Genomic DNA, 18582 nt, shown 5'->3' on the forward strand with positions numbered 1-18582 from the left:
TTTAGATATTCTGCAATTTTTAAATGCCGTTCTAATATTTCGTCTTGAAATACTATTTTATTTGAGTCCAGGCTATTCAGTACCGGTTCAAACCAGATGGTATCCTGCTGGTACTGTGGAATCGCTCCATAATAATTACAGTGCCCCGATGTTCCATAATTCTGAAATATAGAAGGCATTGCTTCTCCTCCAAAATATGTGTTCTTTATTTTATTCAAATTTACTTCTCTGATTATTTCGGGATCCGTCCAATACCGTTTTAAGCCATCTAAATTATTTGTAAAATCCAGGTCATTTCGAAAGGGAGATATATTTATCCCTTTCACCTTAGGCGCAACCACGGCTATACATGCCCGATCAATTTTTTCCTGACACCAAAATGCGTCCATTCTCTTTTTCACCAATTCTATATCTTCTTTATATCTCATTTGCTTCCCCCTACTGACAAAATAGTAATCCTCTTCCATATTTTTGTAACACTTTTTGTACACGTGTACATTTGTTATGTTCATTATATTGCTTAATTATATACTTGTCAATTCATTTTTCATGTGCATTTTTAACATATTTGTAGAAAATTATTTATTAATTTTGCTAAATCTTCTTGACATCCTCTCATAGTTGTCGTAATATAATGATTACATTGTAACATTTTTTTTATTTCATATAAGAATTTTGGGGGAATAAGTTATGACTACATCTGAAATTGCCAATTTATTGGGTATCTCTCGGGGCACCGTCAGCCGCGTAATTAACAATCAGCCCAACGTAAAAGAAGAAACCCGCCAGAAGATTCAGGAAGCTTTAGAGAAATACGGATATACACCAAATGAAACAGCCAGATCCTTAGTAATGAAAAAATCTATACGCATAGCGGTTATTATATTTTCTGATCCCAAGTTTTTCTGGGAGCAGGTAACCCGCGGCATTACCAGTGCCTATAACGAGCTGAGAAGTTTCGGACTGGAAGTGGACTACTATGTCACAGACATACTGCACCCGGAAGAGCAATTAAAATTAATGCAGGATTTACCTGCCAAAGGCTATCATGGCATTGCTATTGCACCTAATGTTCCACAGATGCTCGTGGAAGAAATCAGCCGGCTTTCATCAAGAGGCTTTCCCATTGTGATTATCAATGTAGAAATTCCCTCCGTGGAGCATCTCTGTTACATCGGATGTGACTATATCCAGGCTGGAATACTTGCAGGGGAAATTATGACAAAATCCATGGATTATCATGGAGAAGTAGCAATCCTTGCTTTAAAAGATCCTGTTATCTCCGTTGATCAGAGAATTACAGGATTCCGAAGAGAGCTCTCTAATTACAAAGAAATCTCCATTACACATATCTGCCGTTTTTCCCGCATGGGTGAAGGTGTGTATGAAGGTGTCTACAACCTCATAAAGGAACATCCTGAAATTTCGGGAATTTTTGTAAGCTTTGCAGGTATGGAGCAGACGTCACAGGCAATATTGGATTTAGGTTTGGAATCAAAAAAAAGAGTGGTCGGATATGATTTAAATGATGATATCTATAATGGTTTAAAAAAAGGTTCTATTACCGCAACTATTTGCCATGAACCATATCATCAGGGTTATTTTGCCGTAAAAATTCTCTACCGCTATCTCAATAATGGAATACGCCCCAGCAGTTCAGTAATGTATAATAAGCTAGAGGCTATATTTTCAACGAATGCAAGATACTATTTAGAAGACCAAATGCAGATTGAAATGTTGTATAGATAAAGGGGTGGTCTGATTAAATTTGCTTTAATCAGACCACCCCAAGTCTTTAATAACTTTCATGTTTTTTCCAAATATTTCGAATGCTATCTACTCCCGTTTTCTCTGTCCCTGGTAATCCATATTCTATGAACTATCTCTAAGCTTCACTACTTAAAATACCTGCGTATCATATCAAGGATTAAAATACTGGTATACCATCTGACTTATATCCTGTATACGGGTAACTGCCTCTTCATCAGAATTCCACCCCTCTGACATCATACATATGATATAGTCTCCGCCATCTGAGTACACGATGGCACAATCATTCTCACAATCATCCGTTTCCCCTGTTTTATTTGCAACCTTAATATTAGATGGCAGGCTCTCCGGGATTTTATAATCCACTTCCTGCTGCAGTAACAGTTCAAGCATTTCATTTGACGCATCTTCTGAAACCAACGTTTTTCTGTATACACTTTCTAAAAATTCTCCACAGTCATTCACAGACGTGGTATTTACACCATCCCCGCTCCACAGAGAGACATCTCCGATTCCATTAATCTGTTTTGTATCCAAAAATCCTGCTGCTGCAATATAACTATTCACCTTCTCCAGGCAATCTGAAAATTCACTTTCCGGCTCCAGTGCACGTACCAGTTCATTGGCGCTTTCATTGTCACTGATGGTTATCATTTGATCCAGATCCTCTGATATCTGATTCTCATAGAGAGTCAAATTCCCCTTTTCTGCCTGTTGATACACAGCTCCCATAATATAAAGTTTAATCAGACTTGCCGCCTGCATCTCATGACTATTCAGGCTGATGCTCCTGTCTTTCGCTAAATCTTTGATATAGAGACTCCAGTCGCCATCGTATCTATTCAGACTGGATTGAAGCTTTTGTTCCAATGCCTCCCAGGAGGTATCTTCCGCAGCCTGACTACTCTTATCTTCCGCCAAAGTCAGCAGTGAGATATCAGCGCTGGTGGTATCTTCCGGTTCCAAAATGGTTATTCCTGCTGCCTGCAGTGTATTTCTGTTATTTGCAATGTTTTTGCTTTCTGATTCATCTACAAAATGCTGAAACCCGGTACCAACGGCAACCATGACAATTGCAGTTACTACTGCTATGGTCTGAATCCATTTCCAATACTTTCGCTGTTTATTTTTACGATTCTTCATTTCATTCCCTTTTGTTTGTATGTATGCGATTTTCATTTTACGACTCTATCATACACTTACAAACTGAAATTACTCTGAAATACCCAAAAAAAATAACGATCCGTTGTAAATGCTGTTTTTGAGATACATTCTTACCTCGTTCAACATTTTACAAAGAATCGCTATTCTTTATCTAATACTATCTAACCCGCTGTTCTTCCCGTTTCAAAATCACAAAATAGGCGATAATCAGAGGAATATTAGCTGCAACCCATGCAATGGGATTCGCTGTACAGATTCCTGCATAAGAACCAATACCGGAAGCAATCACTGCCACCACCGCTCTCGCTGCTAACTCTGCCACACCTCCAACCATAGGCATTAAGCCATACCCCATTCCCTGCAGTCCATTTCGGAAGGTAAATATAATTCCCAATATCGGATAAAAGGTTCCGCAAATTACAAAATACGTCTGCGTATATCCCATGATATCCTGTGGCTGCCCAACAATGAAGAAATTAACCAAATGCCTTCCAAAGAGAATAATGCCTCCGCCTGCTAAAACTCCGTAGATAATCGTGTAGATTACACTCAACCGAATTCCCTGCCGGATACGTGATATCTTATTTGCTCCTTTATTCTGTGCACAATAAGTTGCCATGGTGACTCCCAGAGCACTAAAAGCCTGTGTCAGGAATATTTCAATTTTCGAAGCCGCAGAATAAGATGCAATTACCCTGGAACCCAGCGTATTGAGAGCACTTTGAATCATAATCGTACCAATTGCTGTAATAGAGAATTGAAGTGCCATAGGCAACCCAATGCCCAGCTGATTCTTTACACAATAAAAATCCAGCTTAAAATGCTCTCTCTTTAACTTTAGCATTGGAATTTTAAATACAATATAAAGAAAGCACAATACACCGGACACTCCCTGAGAGATAACCGTAGCGTAAGCAGCTCCTGCAACCCCCATATGGAATACTATAATAAATACCAGATCCAATACAATATTTAACAGTGCTGATACCACCAGAAAATAAAGCGGAACCTTGCTATTTCCCAGAGCCCTTAAAATACTGGCAAAAAGATTATACATAACCTGAGTAAAAAATCCGCATGCTGTAATCATCATATACGTATATGTATCCTGAAAAATATTTTCCGGCGTATTCATTAAATGCAGCAACGGTTTCAGCCATATAACGCTGACAAACGTAATTACAATTGTAACAATTACAGATAAAATGATCGCGGAGCCAACAGTCTTACGCATGCCTTCCATGTCACCATACCCAAAACGCTGAGCGGTTAAAACCGTAAATCCCGTTGTCATTCCCATCAAAAATCCCAAGATCAAAAAAATAATTGTCCCGGTAGCCCCAACTGCTGCCAGAGCATCAACTCCAACAAACCGTCCAACAATAACCGAGTCAATCATACTATAAAACTGTTGAAAAACATTTCCGATAAATACCGGTAATGCAAACGACAAAATAAGTTTCGCCGGCCTTCCAACCGTCATATCTCTTTCCATGAAAAAATGAGTCCCCCTTCTTTAATTCCTTTTGTTTCCCTGGCAAAACACCAGTTTGATTATTATACAATATCCCTTCTGGATATTCCAGATTTAATATTACAGAAATATATTAGATTTTGTAGTGCTTTTCGATAAATGTTGACAAAGATTACATTTCCACACATTCCCATGATCTTTACATCTTCGTTTTTAGACAAAAAAATAACCAACCTTCGGGTTGATTATTTCGTTCTGTAATAGCAGGGGATGAGAGAATCGAACTCCCACTAAAAGTTTTGGAGACTTCTGTCATACCACTTGACCAATCCCCTCTGTAAAATTACCGACTTGTTATTTATACCATAAAATTGTGGGGACGTCAATTGATTTTTTCTTTTTGTTTGAGATTTAGGATGGTTGATGAAGTAATCGCGATGTTATTTGATTGTTTAAATGGAAATATATCCTATATTGCTATTAATCTATGACTTGACTCTTGAATTTTAGGTGCCTAAAATTTATCAGTTCATATCATACTACTGTTAATCCAGAAAGGCTGGTTGCAACTGGAGTACGTTGGGAGTTTCAATATATCCTATATTACTATTAATCCCAAATACAATGTACTTGGCGATCCACAGGAACAGTTTCAATACATCCTATATTACTATTAATCTACCAATGGTATACTTTCTGGTTCTTCCTCTTTTGTTTCAATACATCCCATATTACTATTAATCACGGAACCCCCGTCCCTATTACAAGTTCACCATCTCCGTTTCAATACATCCCATATTACTATTAATCCAATATCCACCATTCTATCTTCCCACTATATCCCAATTCCCCCATAAAATCAAGGCTTTTCTAATTTTTTCCCAGCCGGTGTCTAATTTCCAAAATAAATATCCCCCACCCATTTTCCCTTGAAAACACAACACATTTAATCTATTTCAATTTTTACCGCCTGGTAAACTTTTCTTCACCAGCTAACATCTTTCATTAACTCCCAGTAATGCACCAAACGCAGATTAGAACTTCTTTCCTTTTAATCCGCATCCCCCCTGTTCTCCAGCATCCATTTAGCGCTTCTAACAAAGCCGCGTCACTAATTCCTCTTTTTTATCTGCACCTAACCTTTCACTGCTCCAATCATAACCCCTTTTTCAAAATATTTCTGAATAAATGGATACACACATAAAATCGGCAGTGTAGATACAATAATCACCGCATACTTCACCTGGTCTGCCGAGCTTTGGGCATAACCGCCTCCTACAGCACCACTGCCGCTGGCAAATGCTTCATTTAATAGCAGGATGCGGCGCAGCACAATCTGCAAAGGTTCAATTTTATTGTTGCTGTTAAACATCAGGGCATTGAAAAAATCGTTCCAGTGAAATACTGCATAGTAGAGAACCAATACAGCTGCCACTGCCTTGGATAGCGGCATGACTACTTTAAAGAAATATTTAAAGTGGGAACAGCCATCGATCACGGCTGCCTCGTAAAGGTCATTGGGAATTGAGGACTCTATGAAGGTCCTGGCAATGATCAGGTTATAAGTATTCACTGCCACTATCGTAATCAAAATCGTTCTGGTGCTGATTAATCCCAGTGAGCTGATTGTCATATACAGCGGAACCAGTCCTCCGCTGAAGAACATCGTAAAGACAAAATAGAACATTATTTTACCACGTCCCTTAAAATCCGGCCTGGACAGCGCATAAGCTGCCGGCATAGTAACCGCCATATTCAGCAGTGTGCCCAGAACTACATAAATGATCGTATTCAGATACCCTCTCCAGATCCTTGCATCCTGAAATACCTGCTGGTATCCATAAAAACGAATGTCTTTGGGGAAAATAGTTACCTTCCCCAGATTCACCAGATTGGAATTGCTTACAGATGCAATCAGGACAAACCAAAGTGGGTAGGCGACAATTGCAAAGACCAGAATACTTAAGAGAACTATTGCTGCCCCAAAGATTCTGTCAGCCGGACTTTTGTATTTTATTTTACTTCTTACCATTTAATCTCCTCCTTACATCAGACCGGTTCCTGTACTGCGTTTTGCAATTGCATTAGTAGCCATCAGGAAAACAAAATTAATCAGTGTATTGAATAACCCCACTGCAGCACCAAAGCTAAACTGGGATGACTTGATTCCTACTGTATACACATAGGTGGAAATTACCTGGGATGCGCCCAGATTCAGACTGTTCTGCATAAGGAACACTTTATCAAAGCCTACATTCAGGATGTTTCCCATATTCATAATCAGCATAATGATAATCGTGGGCATGATCGCCGGCAGGTCAATATGAATCATGGTCTGCCATCTGTTTGCGCCATCGATTCTGCAGGCATCGTATAACTGGGTATCCACAGAAGACAATGCCGCTATAAAAATAATGCTGTTCCACCCCATTGTCTGCCAAACTCCTGACAGCACATATACCGGCATAAATGTAGACTCGGAGCCCAGGAGATTTACATCCTTGCCAACAAGATGAATTGCTTTGAGAAAATTGCTGATGACGCCGGTATCGTCTGCCAGCATTATACGCAGCATGGAAACAAGTACTACCACCGAGATAAAATAAGGAATATAAACTGTGGTCTGTACAGTTCTCTTCCACTTCTTGTTGCGGATCTGATTTACCACCATCGCCAGAATGATTGGGATGGGGAAACCTACAAGGATACTGGCAAAAGAGATCACAAATGTATTTTTCAAAGTCGTGAAGAACATAGGACTTTCAAAATACTGTTTGAAATATTTAAAACCTGCAAATGCCCCTCCTGTAAGCCCTTTCGCAAAATCATATTCCCGAAAAGCCAGCTGGATTCCGTACATGGGCACATAGCAAAATATCAATATGTATAACATGGCGGGAAACAGCATGACCCATAACTGCCAATTGCGTCTGAAATATTTTTTTATATTTACCATAAATATTGCTCCTCTCACTGCATCTGGATTCAGGGTGAAACTGCGGGATGCAAGTCAGATCACACCCCGCGTTTTTTTATTTTGCCAGATAGTTGTCGAAAGCTTTCTGGCGTATATTTAGTACCTCTTTAAGCCCTGCTGCTTCCACATTTTTAACATAACTATCCCAGTCTGCATCGATATCTGATTCTCCCGTCATCCACAAAGACCAATAATTATCAATTATATTATTAATATTTGCCTGGGTGAGTGCCATGGTATTCTGTTCCTCTTCTGAGTATTTCATAAATAACTGGGGGTAATAATCCTGATCTGTTACCTTTGCAAGTGCATCCTTATAGACCTCTCTTTCTTTTAACGCATTGTTCATATCCTCAGACATCTCAATATTGCAGTCCTTTCGAATATAGAGGGGTCCGAAATCGGCAAAGGTATTTGTCCACTTCCATGTCCCCGGATCAGTAGACGAATCCATTGGGGGAAGTACTTTAAAATTATGATCGTCTGTCTTCTCTAGACAACCGTCACTGATTCCGCCAAATAATGTCTCTACGCTTTTTGTTTTATCATAGAAACCATCAATAAATTTCATAGCTGCATTTTTATTTTCACACTTTGCACTCATTGCAACACGGTTCGCCTGCATATTCAGCTGGTCAAAATCGTAACTCCAGCGTGTGTCATAGGTGCCGGGTGCACAGTCCACATCGTATTCAAGCGGTGCAAGTGCCGTATACTGGCTGTATAAATCCGGTCCGAATTTATCAGTCTCTTCCCATCCAAAGACACAGCCTACCACTGCCTCTCCCTTTTCATTTCCTCTGGAAAGAGATTGAAAAGCCGAGTAATCATTTGTAATTGCATTACTGTTAATCAGCCCCTGGGTGTAAAGCCTGTTTAAATATTTCATGAATAGTTTATAGCGTTCATCCACCGCAAAGCATTTTACTTTCGCATCTTCCGCAAAGTAGCCGTCCGTTACAATGTCCGTCATCTGTATCCCCATGGAAGGCAATAACTTTAGCAGGGAATATGCACTGTTAAACCAGGCATTATTTCCGCCATAAGCGTTGAAATCCAATGGTATTTCATCACCCGGATCTCCGTTTCCGTTGGCATCCTGTTCTTTAAACGCTTTCAGGACAGTATCCAGTTCGGTGAAGGTTTTCGGCTCTTTCAGCCCCAGATTATCAAGCCATTGTTTATTAATAAAGAGAACTGTATTGGTATCCGGCCACTTACTCTGGCACTTGGGAATTCCATAGATCTGTCCTTCCGGTGTCTGCGCCAGAATCTTCGTATCCGGCTCATCGTTGAACATTTCCTTTATATTTGGTGCGTCTGAATCAATCAGCTCTGACATGTCCTGAAACAATCCGCTGTATTTGGTATAATCGGAATCTGTTGTAGCGTTAAACAGGATGTCGGGAATATCCCCGGATGCAAATCTGGTAGATTTCACCGTTTCCCAGTCCTGATAGATCTGTTCCCATTCAATCTCCACATTGCACTGGTCTTCTAATTCCTGCAGCCACTTCATATCCTCCACACTTTTCGTCAACGCATGGGACACAAAGACTGCTTTTAACTTCGTCTTTTCCCCGCTGCCGGTATTTCCGGTGTCCCCACTGCTCTCTTTTCCTGCTGCCGCCTGCGTACTTTGCCCTGTTTCTTTACTGTCTCCGCCTGCGGTAGTACTTCCTGCACATCCTGCCAGAGAAGTTACCGCCATAGCAGATGCCAGTAGAATTGCTGTTGTTCGTTTTTTCATATCCACAACCTCCATTTATTTTTTTACTCGCATTTCTTCAGATAAAGTTCATCAAAAATGCGGAATGTTCCTTCTCCTGAATCATTTAGAAATTTAACCTCTATGACTTTTTCTTCATTTAATTCGCAACTTACCGGCAATTTATAAGAAATATGATAGAATTCCTCTTGCTTCTGCACCACCCTATCCTTAACCAGTGTTCTGCCATCCAAGGTTATCCGATAAGCATTCCCCGCATCCCTGCTGCACAGAGTCATACAAAGTTCCTGCCCTGCTTTTTCCATAGTCATACGGTAAGAAAACCATCCGTCTTCCCTGCAGAATCGGAAAGGATGTCCCGCCAGACGCTGTGTATCTGTCTTTTCCCCTTGAATGCCATGCGCCAGTTCATATTGGTCATTTCCTATGGGGATCACATCCGTCATAATATTTTTTAATTGCTTCGATCTTTTCTCTCTTTCCAACAAATTCAGCAATTCGCCGGACTGCTTTTTATACAGTCTGAAATAAATTCCATACCGTTCCCGGTATCTGGCATAGTGGGGTGTAAAAATCAATTCTTCCCCCTGATTATCCAAATGAAAAGCAAGCTTCCCTTTTTCTTTAATTAAATACTGGTCAATCTGTCTTTTCCAGTCTGCAATTTCTATATCCTGCAAAATCAGATAATCTTTCACCACAATTTCCTTCTTTGGAACTAATACGTCAACTCCGGTTACCGTCATATCCATCATAACATTCCCAAGCCCTGCACTAAGCAGATACGGTCCATAACTAAAAGCCGCTGCATTTTCATTATCCGCTAACCCATGGATGCACAGTGTCATTTTCATATGCAATTCCAGCACATCATTCTGCATCCATTCCCGGCAGATATAGAAATATCCGTTTTGAATTTCACCTTTAAAAGATGTCCCGTTCAGCAGCAGCCCGGCATCCTTTTCCAGCCAGTCCGGGATTCTCAGATACAGACCAAATTTGCGTAAGGGTACTTCGGTAAATTTTATCTGCACTTCCAGTGTATCTTCCTGAACCACTGTATTCATTTTTAAAGCAAGCCTTTCCTTTTCCCATGCCAGCTTTGAACCCACATACCGGCAGATGTACAGATCCTTGTCATCGTGAAAATAAATCCCCTCCTGCACTTTTGTAAAATTCTCCATCCCGCTTCCGGTACAGCACCAGAAGCTGTTGTATGGGGTTGTATAGACTTTAAAATAGCCGGTTTCCATTGGTTGGAAGTACATTGTCATTCCGGTTTCCGGATTTTGAGAAGATAAAATTGCATTTATTTTTGTATGATCGTAATAATCTATGTATTTTTTATCACCGGTAAGCTGAAATAACCACAGTGACAGCTTTAGCATGTTATATGTATTACAGGTTTCACAGTTACAAGCTGTTCGTTCGGCGTCCAGTACATCCGGCTCTCCGAAATGTTCCCATTCACTGTTTCCTCCGGTGGCATAGGTATGGTGTTTCACTACGATCTCCCAAAAGTTCTGTGCCGTTTCCAGGTAGAATGATTCCGTTTTTCCCAAAACCATATATCGTTTTAATGCTCCCAGTATCTTAGGTATGGTAGTATTGGCATGGAGTCCATTCAATACATCCCTGCCATCATGCAGCGCCTCAAATAGAGTCTGTTCATCGAATTGGTGTGCCCCATGCATAAACTGTTTTTCCCCGGTAATCAGGAACAAATCATACAGACAGTCATTCATCCCCCCGTACTCCACCGATAAGACACGGTCTCTGGTTTCCTGCGACCACCCTTTTGTACGCTTTACAATCCAAGTGCCGAGCTTTTTCATGACCTGATATGCTGTCTGAAGATTGGTAACTTCATATACCTTGATGATCCCACTGAGAATCTTGTGCATGGTATACCATGGTACCCAGGCTGGTTTTCCATTTTCCACCCGGTCAAAGATTTCCCTGTTGGATGCAAATAAATAGCCATCTTCACTCTGGCACCTGTGCAGTTCCTCCATGATGTAATTCATCTTCTCCAACCAAAGGGAGGACTTTTCGGATGCATAGATCTGGGCAGCCGCTGTGAGAAAATGCCCCAAAGTATGACCCTGAATCTCCGTCACTTCCCATCCAGGATATCTCCCGGCTTTTGCCTGGTAACCTGCCGTTTCCAAAAATCCCGCCAGAAGACGGTCTACATCCAGGGACGCAAGATATTTCACCTCCAGCCGGAAAGCATTTCTCCACTCCCTGTCTGTTAATTCAATCTGATCATAAGCAAATTCACAAATTGCTAATTTGACACATTTCTTTTCTGTATTCATTTTATGCTCCTAAATATCTTTCTTATTTCTGTGCTGGCAGAACGTATCTTCAAATCATTTTCTGGCAGCTGTGTATCACTTAGACATGTTCTAATATACCCCGGGTTTCCGTATTCGTAAATATCACTATCCTGTAAAAAGTGTCAAAAAGTTACTTCTTTCTTTTTGATACACTTATCTTCTATCCTTTTGACACTCTTTCTATCGTTATGTATACTTATAACATTTTTCTTTACTTTTTTTGAATTTTATTGTACAATGTCCACAGTTTTAACATAATTTATAATTCTCCATAACTAAGTCCACAACTAAGATCCCGAACTACATCCTATAACAGCAAGACGTAACTGGACTCTGCGGCACATAACTGATCCCATAACTGTGGCATAACTGCTGGCAAATACCCAAAACCACCCATAAGGAGGTGTGAAAATCACATGTACGTATATGAATTTCCCATTAATCGACCGTTCATTTATAATTTCACAGGAAAATTTGAGGCACCGTCCGAACATTGGATACATGAAGATCTTTTATTGTTTAACTATGAGCTTTTCGTCATGACGGAGGGCACCTTATATCTCACTTATAATAATGAGGATTACACCGTATCCGCAGGGGAATTTCTATTACTGCCTCCCATCCCAGCACCCAACAATCACCGCCGGGGATTACGGCCTTCCCGTTGTTCCTTTTATTGGCTGCATTTTGAAACAGGTGTTCCTTTCGTTCTAAAAGATATTCCCGAAAACGGGCTGCAGGCCTGCGTCTGCCAATTGCCAGAAGATACCATATGCATCCCGAGACAGGGGACTGCCGGTAATCAGGAGAAAATCATCGTTTTAATGAAACAGCTTCAGGATGCGGTAAAGAATTTATACAAACCCGTAATTCTGAATTATATGTCAACTGTAATTTTGTGTGAATTATTCAGTCAGTTTTATACCAAAAAGGAAGTTCTGGAGAAATCCAGAAAGACGCAGAAACAGATCTATCACGATATCATTGATTTTGTAAAACTAAATATAAACCGGAACTTAAAAGTATCGGATGTTGCCGCCCACTTCGGCTATAATGAAAAATATCTTTCCCATTTATTCGGTACCGTTGCAGGCATACCGCTGAAGCAGTTCATCCTGACAAATAAAATCAATGCCGCTAACTTTATGCTCACCGATACCAATAAGTCCATCTCCGAAATAGCACACGCACTGGGATTTTCCGACAGCCACAATTTTTCAAGAGCATATAAGAAAATATCAGGACTCTCCCCTTCCGAATACCGGAATGCATTTGCACAGAGAATGCTTTTTCATGTATAAGGCTCCTGATTTCAGGCAATAAAAAACACCTTCCATCTGGAAAGTGTTTCATCCGTAAACAGGGGATGAGAGAATCGAACTCCCACTAAAAGTTTTGGAGACTTCTGTCATACCACTTGACCAATCCCCTCTGTAAATTACCGACTTATTATTTATACCACAAATTTCATATAATTTCAATAAGAAATTGCATTTTTCCACAAAGTTTTTTAAATATCTCTTTAATAGATACAGCAGTCGCCGCACGACTGCTGCAAAATTCGTTTTATTCCATTTTATTTTCCATTCAGCTGGATGATCGCCAGCTCTGAATCAGTGCCAATACGCAGCGGCGGTCCCCAGGTACCAATGCCCGAAGTCACAATTACCGGAACTCCTTTTTCCGTAGTATAAGACCCATAATTGAATTTTTCGTTCATCCGTGTCAGCAGATTAAACGGAAACACCTGCCCAGCGTGGGTATGTCCGCTCATAATCAAATCCACATTTTCATACTCATTGGCATTCCCGGGCCGATGGTCCAGAACCAGCAGCGGTTCCTCTCCCTGTATTTCTGCCTGGATTTCACCCCAGTCTCTGCGTTCGCTTCCCTGGCCTCCAATAGGCGCAGAATCTTTTCTGCCTGCTATATTGACAATTCCTTTCAGATTAATTACTTCGTCTTCCAAAATATGAATTCCGGTTTTTTGAATCAAACTCCTCATTTTGTCATATTCTTCGCCTGCATCATGGTTTCCCCAGCATAAAAAAACGCCATACTTACTTTCTATCATGCCTAACAACTCGGCGATCCGTTCCGGATTACGGACCCCTACATAAGTACTGTCAAATAAATCTCCTGCGATACAGACTAAATCAGCCTGTTCCTCATTCACGGCCTCTACAATCTGCTCCATCCGCTTCTCCCCGTTAATATGTCCCAGATGCACGTCTGACAGCAGCGCCACCTTAAGCGGCGGACCATCCCAGTTCTTTTCCACAGATAAGTCATAGGAAGCCTTCTCGATATTTAGAGCATGTATTCTTCCGCCAATAATCAGCAGCACGCAAAGAAGCAGAACTACTCCTGCTGAAACAGAGGAAAATTTTACCCTTCCTTTTTCACTGAGCCTATGTATCACCACACGCCGTACGATCTCTAAAATCACAAAAAACAACATGCTGTATGCAAAAAATCCCATCCAGTAACAGCCCAGAGCACCGGCAATTCTTACCCAACCCCACATAGGTAAACAGGACGGCAGCACATAGCTGCATCCCAACACTGCAAATACCACTGCAACCCACCAGAATTTCACTCTTGGAATAACCGACCGGATAAAGGGCGTATACCGCCATGCCAGATATACATTTAATAATGTATATACAATAACAACCATTACAATACCGATAATCAAATACCTTCCTCCTCTGTCTTTTATCTTTATATTACTGCACTCCTGTTAATGGAACTAATTATACTTCTATTTTCGCTGCCTGTAAAGAAACGTATTGCATTCATGCATATAACCGTAAAGTTTTCGTTACTGTACGCATCTGTAAGGTGGCAACGGTAACCGGATTTCTGCAAAATGGGAGAAAGATATTTTCTCTTTCCCCCATTTTCTAACACTACACAATCTCAATATGATACTGCTCCAGCCAGTAATTCACCTGAAGCATAAAAGCAAGCATCTGCGGTCCTGCCATGAGCTGCCCATACCAGGGCTTCCCATAGTCTGAAGGACTGTTTACAAAGTCATTAACCTTTTTCGTATCTAAGAGCTGCCTGATTGGAGCATTGGGGTCAGCCAATACTTCCTGAAGGCGTTTGCCAAGAAGCTGCTCGTATTCGGGATGATAGGTCTTCGGATAAGGACTTTTTTTCCGCCATAATACTTCATCCGGAAGCATTCCCGCACCTGCCGAGCGCAAAAGCCCTTTTACAATGCCATCCGGGCATTTCATTGCCCAGGGCACATTCCAGATATACTCCACGATTCTGTGGTCAGCCAGGGGCACTCTGGCCTCCAGCCCGGAATACATGCTGGTTCGGTCCATACGGTCCAAAAGAGTCACCATGAACCACCGCAGATTCAGGTAAGCGATTTCTCTTCTTCTCTTTTCTTCACTGTTTTCTCCTGGCAGCACCGGGGTCTCCATGATGGTCTTGTGGTACGCTTCATGGGCGTACTCTTCCATATGAAGTTCACGGATCACATCTTCCGAGAGCAGCGTCTTCCTGGGTTCCATACTCATGGACCAGGGAAATGCATCTGCCTCGAATGCTTCCTTCTTATGGAACCAGGGATATCCTCCGAAAATCTCATCCGCACACTCACCGGTGAGGGTTACACTGTTTATATCTACCACCTTAGAGCAGAAATAAAGGAGGGAGGATTCCACATCCGCCATACAGGGAAGATCCCTTGCATCCACAGCCTTAAACAGATAATCGATTAATTCCATATTGTCACATTCCAGGTAGTGGTGATTTGTCTGGCAATGGTCCACCATCATATCTACCCAGGGTCTGTCTTCACTGGGCTGGAACGAATTGGATTTGAAATATTTCTTATTATCTTTAAAATCAAAAGAAAATGTATTCAGTACCTTTCCCTGCTTCTTCAGTTCTTTTGCGCAGATGGCCGTAACCAGACTGCTGTCTACACCGCCCGATAAAAACGTACTGATTGGTATGTCGGACAGCATCTGTTTTTTCACGGAATCTTCTAACAGCCAGGAAGTCTTCTCCACCGTCTCTTCATAGGAGTCCTCATGGGGTTTGCTCACCAGTTCCCAGTAAGGTTTCTGCTCCCATGTGTGTTTAGCGAAGCGGATAAACTGCCCGGGCAGCACTTCCATGACATTTTTAAATACACCTTTTCCATAAGTCTTCGCAGGCCCCAGTGCGAAAATCTCACATAACCCCTCCCGATCCAGTACCGGTTTGATCTGTGGATATTCAAACAATCCTTTGATCTCGGAAGAAAAGACCAGTGTATCACCTGCCATGGTATAAAAGAATGGTTTTACTCCCAGGCGGTCACGGAACAGATACAAACATTCCTCATTCCCATCCCAGATTGCAATGGCGAAAATCCCGTTTAATTTTTTTATATAGTCCACCCCATGAAGCATGTATCCTTCCAGTATTACTTCCGTATCACTGGTGGTTTCAAAACAGGCACCTTCGTTTTGCAGCTCTTTTTTCAACTCATTCATATTATAAATCTCACCATTATAGACTATGGCACATTCCCTTGCCCCGGCTTTCCTGATCATTGGCTGATGCCCGGTAACCAGGTCAATAATGGACAAACGCACGTGGGCAAGACCGCATCCCTTATTCAGATAAGTCCCCTCATCGTCCGGTCCCCTGCGCTTTTGTACCTGATTCATTTTCTCAAGAATACCTCTCCATTTTCCTTCCTCATTGGCATACTCCGTAAACGGATTACAAAATCCGGCAATTCCACACATAGCAACACCTTACCCTTTCTTACAACGTACTTTTGTTTACTGAATGATCGGCTGATATTGCCTGCCCTGTAGCGCAGCTTCTACTGTAGGAATTAAAAGTTCCGTGTGCGCAACCATAGAATTTGGCTTCTTCACCGGGTCATCCTGCCCAAACGGAACAAAATAGAGATGCTTCGCATTTAAAAGCAGTCCGATATTTTTCATATTCATTCCCAATGCATCATTTGTGGAAACAGAAACAACCAATGGCTTTTCATTGCGCAGATGTGCCTTTGCCGCCATCAGAACAGGGGTATCTGTAATTCCATTGGCAAGCTTCGCGATGGTATTTCCGGTACATGGCAGGATTACCAGCAGGTCCAGCAGACTTTTAGGACCGATGGGTTCCGCCTGGTTAATTGTCATCATCGGTCTGATACCGGTAATTCTCTCTGCATCCGCTATAAAATCTGCGGCCTTTCCAAATCTGCTGTCAATTGTCTGGGAGGCATTGGAAAAAATTGTCTGTACCTCCGCACCTTCTTCCACCAGCTTTTTCAGTTCTTCAAAAACTTTTTTATACGTACAAAATGATCCTGTAAAAGCAACCCCTATTTTTTTACCTTTTAAAGACATATCACTTCACTCCTTCTAAACATGCTGCTTCATTTCCTGCATCAATACGTCAGTCATTGCTCCAGAACCTGTTTGAAAATTCATTCCCACCAGCTGCACGCCCCAGTTTGCGGCCTGAATGTGCCAAATTTAGTCAGTGTAGCCCACTACGCTTCCTAAATTCGGCACATCCATCCCACAAACCGGAACGCACATCTGGCAGAAAGCAATTTTCAAACATGCTCTGGCAGATGACTCAGGTGCATATTTTCCTGGAAGTCCCGGGCACAGCCACGCCGGAATTCCTAATTCTTTCGCTGCCGTAAAATCAACTCCGCCGGGAGCGGATGCTATATCAATGATAATCGCTTGTTTTTTAACAGACATTAATAAACTGCGGTCTATTATCATGTTGGGAATTGTGTTGAATATAAAAGAATACTGCTTAAGATTATCCGGAATATCATCAAAGCTGATTACTTCATCTGCTAAAATAGAAGCCTCCGAACGGACATCCGGCCTCCTCGCACAGACAGTAACTCTGCAAAACATACCTTTCAAATATGCTGCAAGTGTCTTGCCGCATTTACCGTACCCCAGCACCAGACACTCACTCCTGTGCAGGTTCCGCGGGCTTTTCTGAATTGCTTCCGCAATGGCTCCTTCCGCTGTGGCAATGCTGTTGTATATCGCCAGTTCTTCATTTTTCATAAAATCACAGCATGTGGCGCCTTTGTCCGCTGCCTTATCCCGGAACCCTTCTGGAATGCATCCTGCAAAAAAATAATGCCCTTCCTTCAGCGCCTCCATCAGTTCATTTAAACTCAAATCATCTTTTCCAACCTGATTGCTTAAATCCTTTTTATTTTTTGTCATTGGAATCGGTGCTATGATAATCCCTGACTTCTGAACCGCATCCGTCAAAGATTTTTCACACAGAACAGGCTCACCATCTGTGGCATCCGACTGCATATCCGGACTTATCTCTTTACATAAACCATAGACGCAGACCCGGTATCCCTGCTCTGCCAATATCTGAGCCATATAGACCTGTCGCATATCCCCACCGATTATCCCAAAATCATAAATATTGGTTATCATTCTTGTCTCCTCGCTGCATAGGCTCTTATTACTATATGATCGCTCAGGAAAATTGCGCACAAAAAAAGATACTTTCCATTGGAAAGCACCTTTCTTCTGTTTAACAGGGGAATACCCTCATCTACTCGCTGAAATACCGCCCCAGCAGATAGATCGGGCTGGCTCCCCATGCGTGGCAGAGACTTTTTCCATAAGGATCCCCATACATTGCAAGACGCTCTTTTTCGTCTTCATCAGGATCATAAGTTTCCCAAAATGCAGTGGCTCCTTTTTCAATCATTCCTCCCCAGTAATCCCGGATCTGATCCAATACATACTGCTGTTCCCCGATCTTTCCCATCATATCCAGTTCAAAAAATTTAAAATAGGGCGTTACAATCTGTGGAATCTTATCATTATGAATCACATTTTTTATAATTTTATGTTTCTTATCCTCATCTGCAAAATCGTATAACACCGCAAAAATATTCGCATGGCGGGTTACCTGTTTTTTACCGGATGAAAAGCTGCTGATATAAGCCCCCTGTTCCTCATCCCAAAAATGTGTATCAATATCCCGGCACAATTTCTCCAGACGTTCCCGGTAGCATAATTCTTCTATTCCCAGAATTTCGGCTGACAGCAAAATTGCTTCCAGACTCTTTGCATATAAAATCTGCTCAGCACAT

General features: G+C 41.6%; 13 protein-coding genes, 2 tRNA genes and 3 pseudogenes. 3 read left to right on the plus strand and 15 right to left on the minus strand.

Translation table 11 applies throughout. The annotated features are described in order from the left end of the window. Nucleotides 1–428, minus strand: a pseudogene (locus ACH2DQ_RS25470) (trimethylamine corrinoid protein 2); the annotation flags it as partial. 262 nt (nucleotides 429–690) lie between these two features. Here ACH2DQ_RS25470 and ACH2DQ_RS25475 point away from each other — a divergent pair. Continuing rightward, on the plus strand, nucleotides 691–1749 hold the full coding sequence (locus ACH2DQ_RS25475) for a substrate-binding domain-containing protein (protein ID WP_394915822.1): 1059 nt from the start codon (nucleotides 691–693) through the stop codon (nucleotides 1747–1749). A gap of 171 nt (nucleotides 1750–1920) precedes the next feature. Here ACH2DQ_RS25475 and ACH2DQ_RS25480 read toward each other — a convergent pair whose 3' ends face one another. The 7 genes from ACH2DQ_RS25480 to ACH2DQ_RS25510 form a co-directional block, all read right to left on the minus strand. Continuing rightward, nucleotides 1921–2913, minus strand: coding sequence for a serine hydrolase (locus tag ACH2DQ_RS25480; protein ID WP_394915821.1), 993 nt, complete (start codon nucleotides 2911–2913; stop codon nucleotides 1921–1923). Between the two features lie 178 nt (nucleotides 2914–3091). Further along, on the minus strand, nucleotides 3092–4429 hold the full coding sequence (locus tag ACH2DQ_RS25485; protein ID WP_394915820.1) for an MATE family efflux transporter: 1338 nt from the start codon (nucleotides 4427–4429) through the stop codon (nucleotides 3092–3094). A gap of 243 nt (nucleotides 4430–4672) precedes the next feature. Beyond that, a tRNA-Trp gene (locus tag ACH2DQ_RS25490) sits at nucleotides 4673–4743 on the minus strand. A gap of 800 nt (nucleotides 4744–5543) precedes the next feature. Further along, nucleotides 5544–6440, minus strand: a complete 897-nt coding sequence (locus tag ACH2DQ_RS25495; RefSeq protein ID WP_394915819.1) for a carbohydrate ABC transporter permease — start codon at nucleotides 6438–6440, stop codon at nucleotides 5544–5546. 12 nt (nucleotides 6441–6452) lie between these two features. Continuing rightward, complete coding sequence (locus tag ACH2DQ_RS25500; protein ID WP_394915818.1) at nucleotides 6453–7364, minus strand: ABC transporter permease; 912 nt, start codon at nucleotides 7362–7364, stop codon at nucleotides 6453–6455. Between the two features lie 76 nt (nucleotides 7365–7440). After that, nucleotides 7441–9135, minus strand: a complete 1695-nt coding sequence (locus ACH2DQ_RS25505; protein ID WP_394915817.1) for a DUF3502 domain-containing protein — start codon at nucleotides 9133–9135, stop codon at nucleotides 7441–7443. A 23-nt stretch (nucleotides 9136–9158) separates the two neighbouring features. Next, entirely contained in the window at nucleotides 9159–11435 is a 2277-nt protein-coding gene (locus ACH2DQ_RS25510) for a beta-L-arabinofuranosidase domain-containing protein (protein ID WP_394915816.1), read from the minus strand. Nucleotides 11436–11872: 437 nt separating this feature from the next. On the opposite strand from ACH2DQ_RS25510, the gene ACH2DQ_RS25515 reads away from it, so the two are divergent. Then, entirely contained in the window at nucleotides 11873–12757 is an 885-nt protein-coding gene (locus tag ACH2DQ_RS25515) for a helix-turn-helix domain-containing protein (RefSeq protein ID WP_394915815.1), read from the plus strand. Between the two features lie 59 nt (nucleotides 12758–12816). Here the strand turns inward: ACH2DQ_RS25515 and ACH2DQ_RS25520 are convergent. From ACH2DQ_RS25520 to ACH2DQ_RS25540, 5 genes are all read right to left on the minus strand, one after another. Beyond that, nucleotides 12817–12887: transfer RNA gene (locus ACH2DQ_RS25520), tRNA-Trp, on the minus strand. 145 nt (nucleotides 12888–13032) lie between these two features. Next, nucleotides 13033–14154, minus strand: a complete 1122-nt coding sequence (locus ACH2DQ_RS25525) for a metallophosphoesterase (RefSeq protein WP_394915814.1) — start codon at nucleotides 14152–14154, stop codon at nucleotides 13033–13035. A 214-nt stretch (nucleotides 14155–14368) separates the two neighbouring features. Further along, nucleotides 14369–16219, minus strand: coding sequence for an asparagine synthase (glutamine-hydrolyzing) (asnB, locus tag ACH2DQ_RS25530; protein ID WP_394915813.1), 1851 nt, complete (start codon nucleotides 16217–16219; stop codon nucleotides 14369–14371). 36 nt (nucleotides 16220–16255) lie between these two features. After that, nucleotides 16256–16834 (minus strand): dipicolinate synthase subunit B, encoded by a 579-nt coding sequence (locus ACH2DQ_RS25535; RefSeq protein WP_394915812.1) that lies wholly within the window; start codon nucleotides 16832–16834, stop codon nucleotides 16256–16258. Between the two features lie 15 nt (nucleotides 16835–16849). Beyond that, the gene (locus ACH2DQ_RS25540; RefSeq protein ID WP_395028624.1) at nucleotides 16850–16933 is read right to left on the minus strand and encodes a hypothetical protein; all 84 of its coding nucleotides are present in this window, start codon (nucleotides 16931–16933) and stop codon (nucleotides 16850–16852) included. A 69-nt stretch (nucleotides 16934–17002) separates the two neighbouring features. On the opposite strand from ACH2DQ_RS25540, the gene ACH2DQ_RS25545 reads away from it, so the two are divergent. Then, nucleotides 17003–17068, plus strand: a complete 66-nt coding sequence (locus tag ACH2DQ_RS25545) for a hypothetical protein (RefSeq protein ID WP_395028625.1) — start codon at nucleotides 17003–17005, stop codon at nucleotides 17066–17068. Nucleotides 17069–17113: 45 nt separating this feature from the next. Here the strand turns inward: ACH2DQ_RS25545 and ACH2DQ_RS25550 are convergent. Both ACH2DQ_RS25550 and ACH2DQ_RS25555 read right to left on the minus strand, forming a co-directional pair. After that, a pseudogene (locus ACH2DQ_RS25550) lies at nucleotides 17114–17914 on the minus strand (dipicolinate synthase subunit DpsA); the annotation flags it as partial. Nucleotides 17915–18035: 121 nt separating this feature from the next. Beyond that, nucleotides 18036–18582 (minus strand): annotated as a pseudogene (locus tag ACH2DQ_RS25555) (alpha-L-rhamnosidase); the annotation flags it as partial.

It is taken from the genome of Robinsoniella sp., from assembly GCF_034124845.1.

What these genes read in the sequence shown, in the direction of transcription:
- ACH2DQ_RS25475 (WP_394915822.1), top strand. Translation starts at nt 691, where the DNA reads ATGACTACATCTGAAATTGCCAATTTATTGGGTATCTCTCGGGGCACC.
- ACH2DQ_RS25480 (WP_394915821.1), bottom strand. Translation starts at nt 2,913, where the DNA reads ATGAAGAATCGTAAAAATAAACAGCGAAAGTATTGGAAATGGATTCAG.
- ACH2DQ_RS25485 (WP_394915820.1), bottom strand. Translation starts at nt 4,429, where the DNA reads ATGGAAAGAGATATGACGGTTGGAAGGCCGGCGAAACTTATTTTGTCG.
- ACH2DQ_RS25495 (WP_394915819.1), bottom strand. Translation starts at nt 6,440, where the DNA reads ATGGTAAGAAGTAAAATAAAATACAAAAGTCCGGCTGACAGAATCTTT.
- ACH2DQ_RS25500 (WP_394915818.1), bottom strand. Translation starts at nt 7,364, where the DNA reads ATGGTAAATATAAAAAAATATTTCAGACGCAATTGGCAGTTATGGGTC.
- ACH2DQ_RS25505 (WP_394915817.1), bottom strand. Translation starts at nt 9,135, where the DNA reads ATGAAAAAACGAACAACAGCAATTCTACTGGCATCTGCTATGGCGGTA.
- ACH2DQ_RS25510 (WP_394915816.1), bottom strand. Translation starts at nt 11,435, where the DNA reads ATGAATACAGAAAAGAAATGTGTCAAATTAGCAATTTGTGAATTTGCT.
- ACH2DQ_RS25515 (WP_394915815.1), top strand. Translation starts at nt 11,873, where the DNA reads ATGTACGTATATGAATTTCCCATTAATCGACCGTTCATTTATAATTTC.
- asnB (WP_394915813.1), bottom strand. Translation starts at nt 16,219, where the DNA reads ATGTGTGGAATTGCCGGATTTTGTAATCCGTTTACGGAGTATGCCAAT.
- ACH2DQ_RS25535 (WP_394915812.1), bottom strand. Translation starts at nt 16,834, where the DNA reads ATGTCTTTAAAAGGTAAAAAAATAGGGGTTGCTTTTACAGGATCATTT.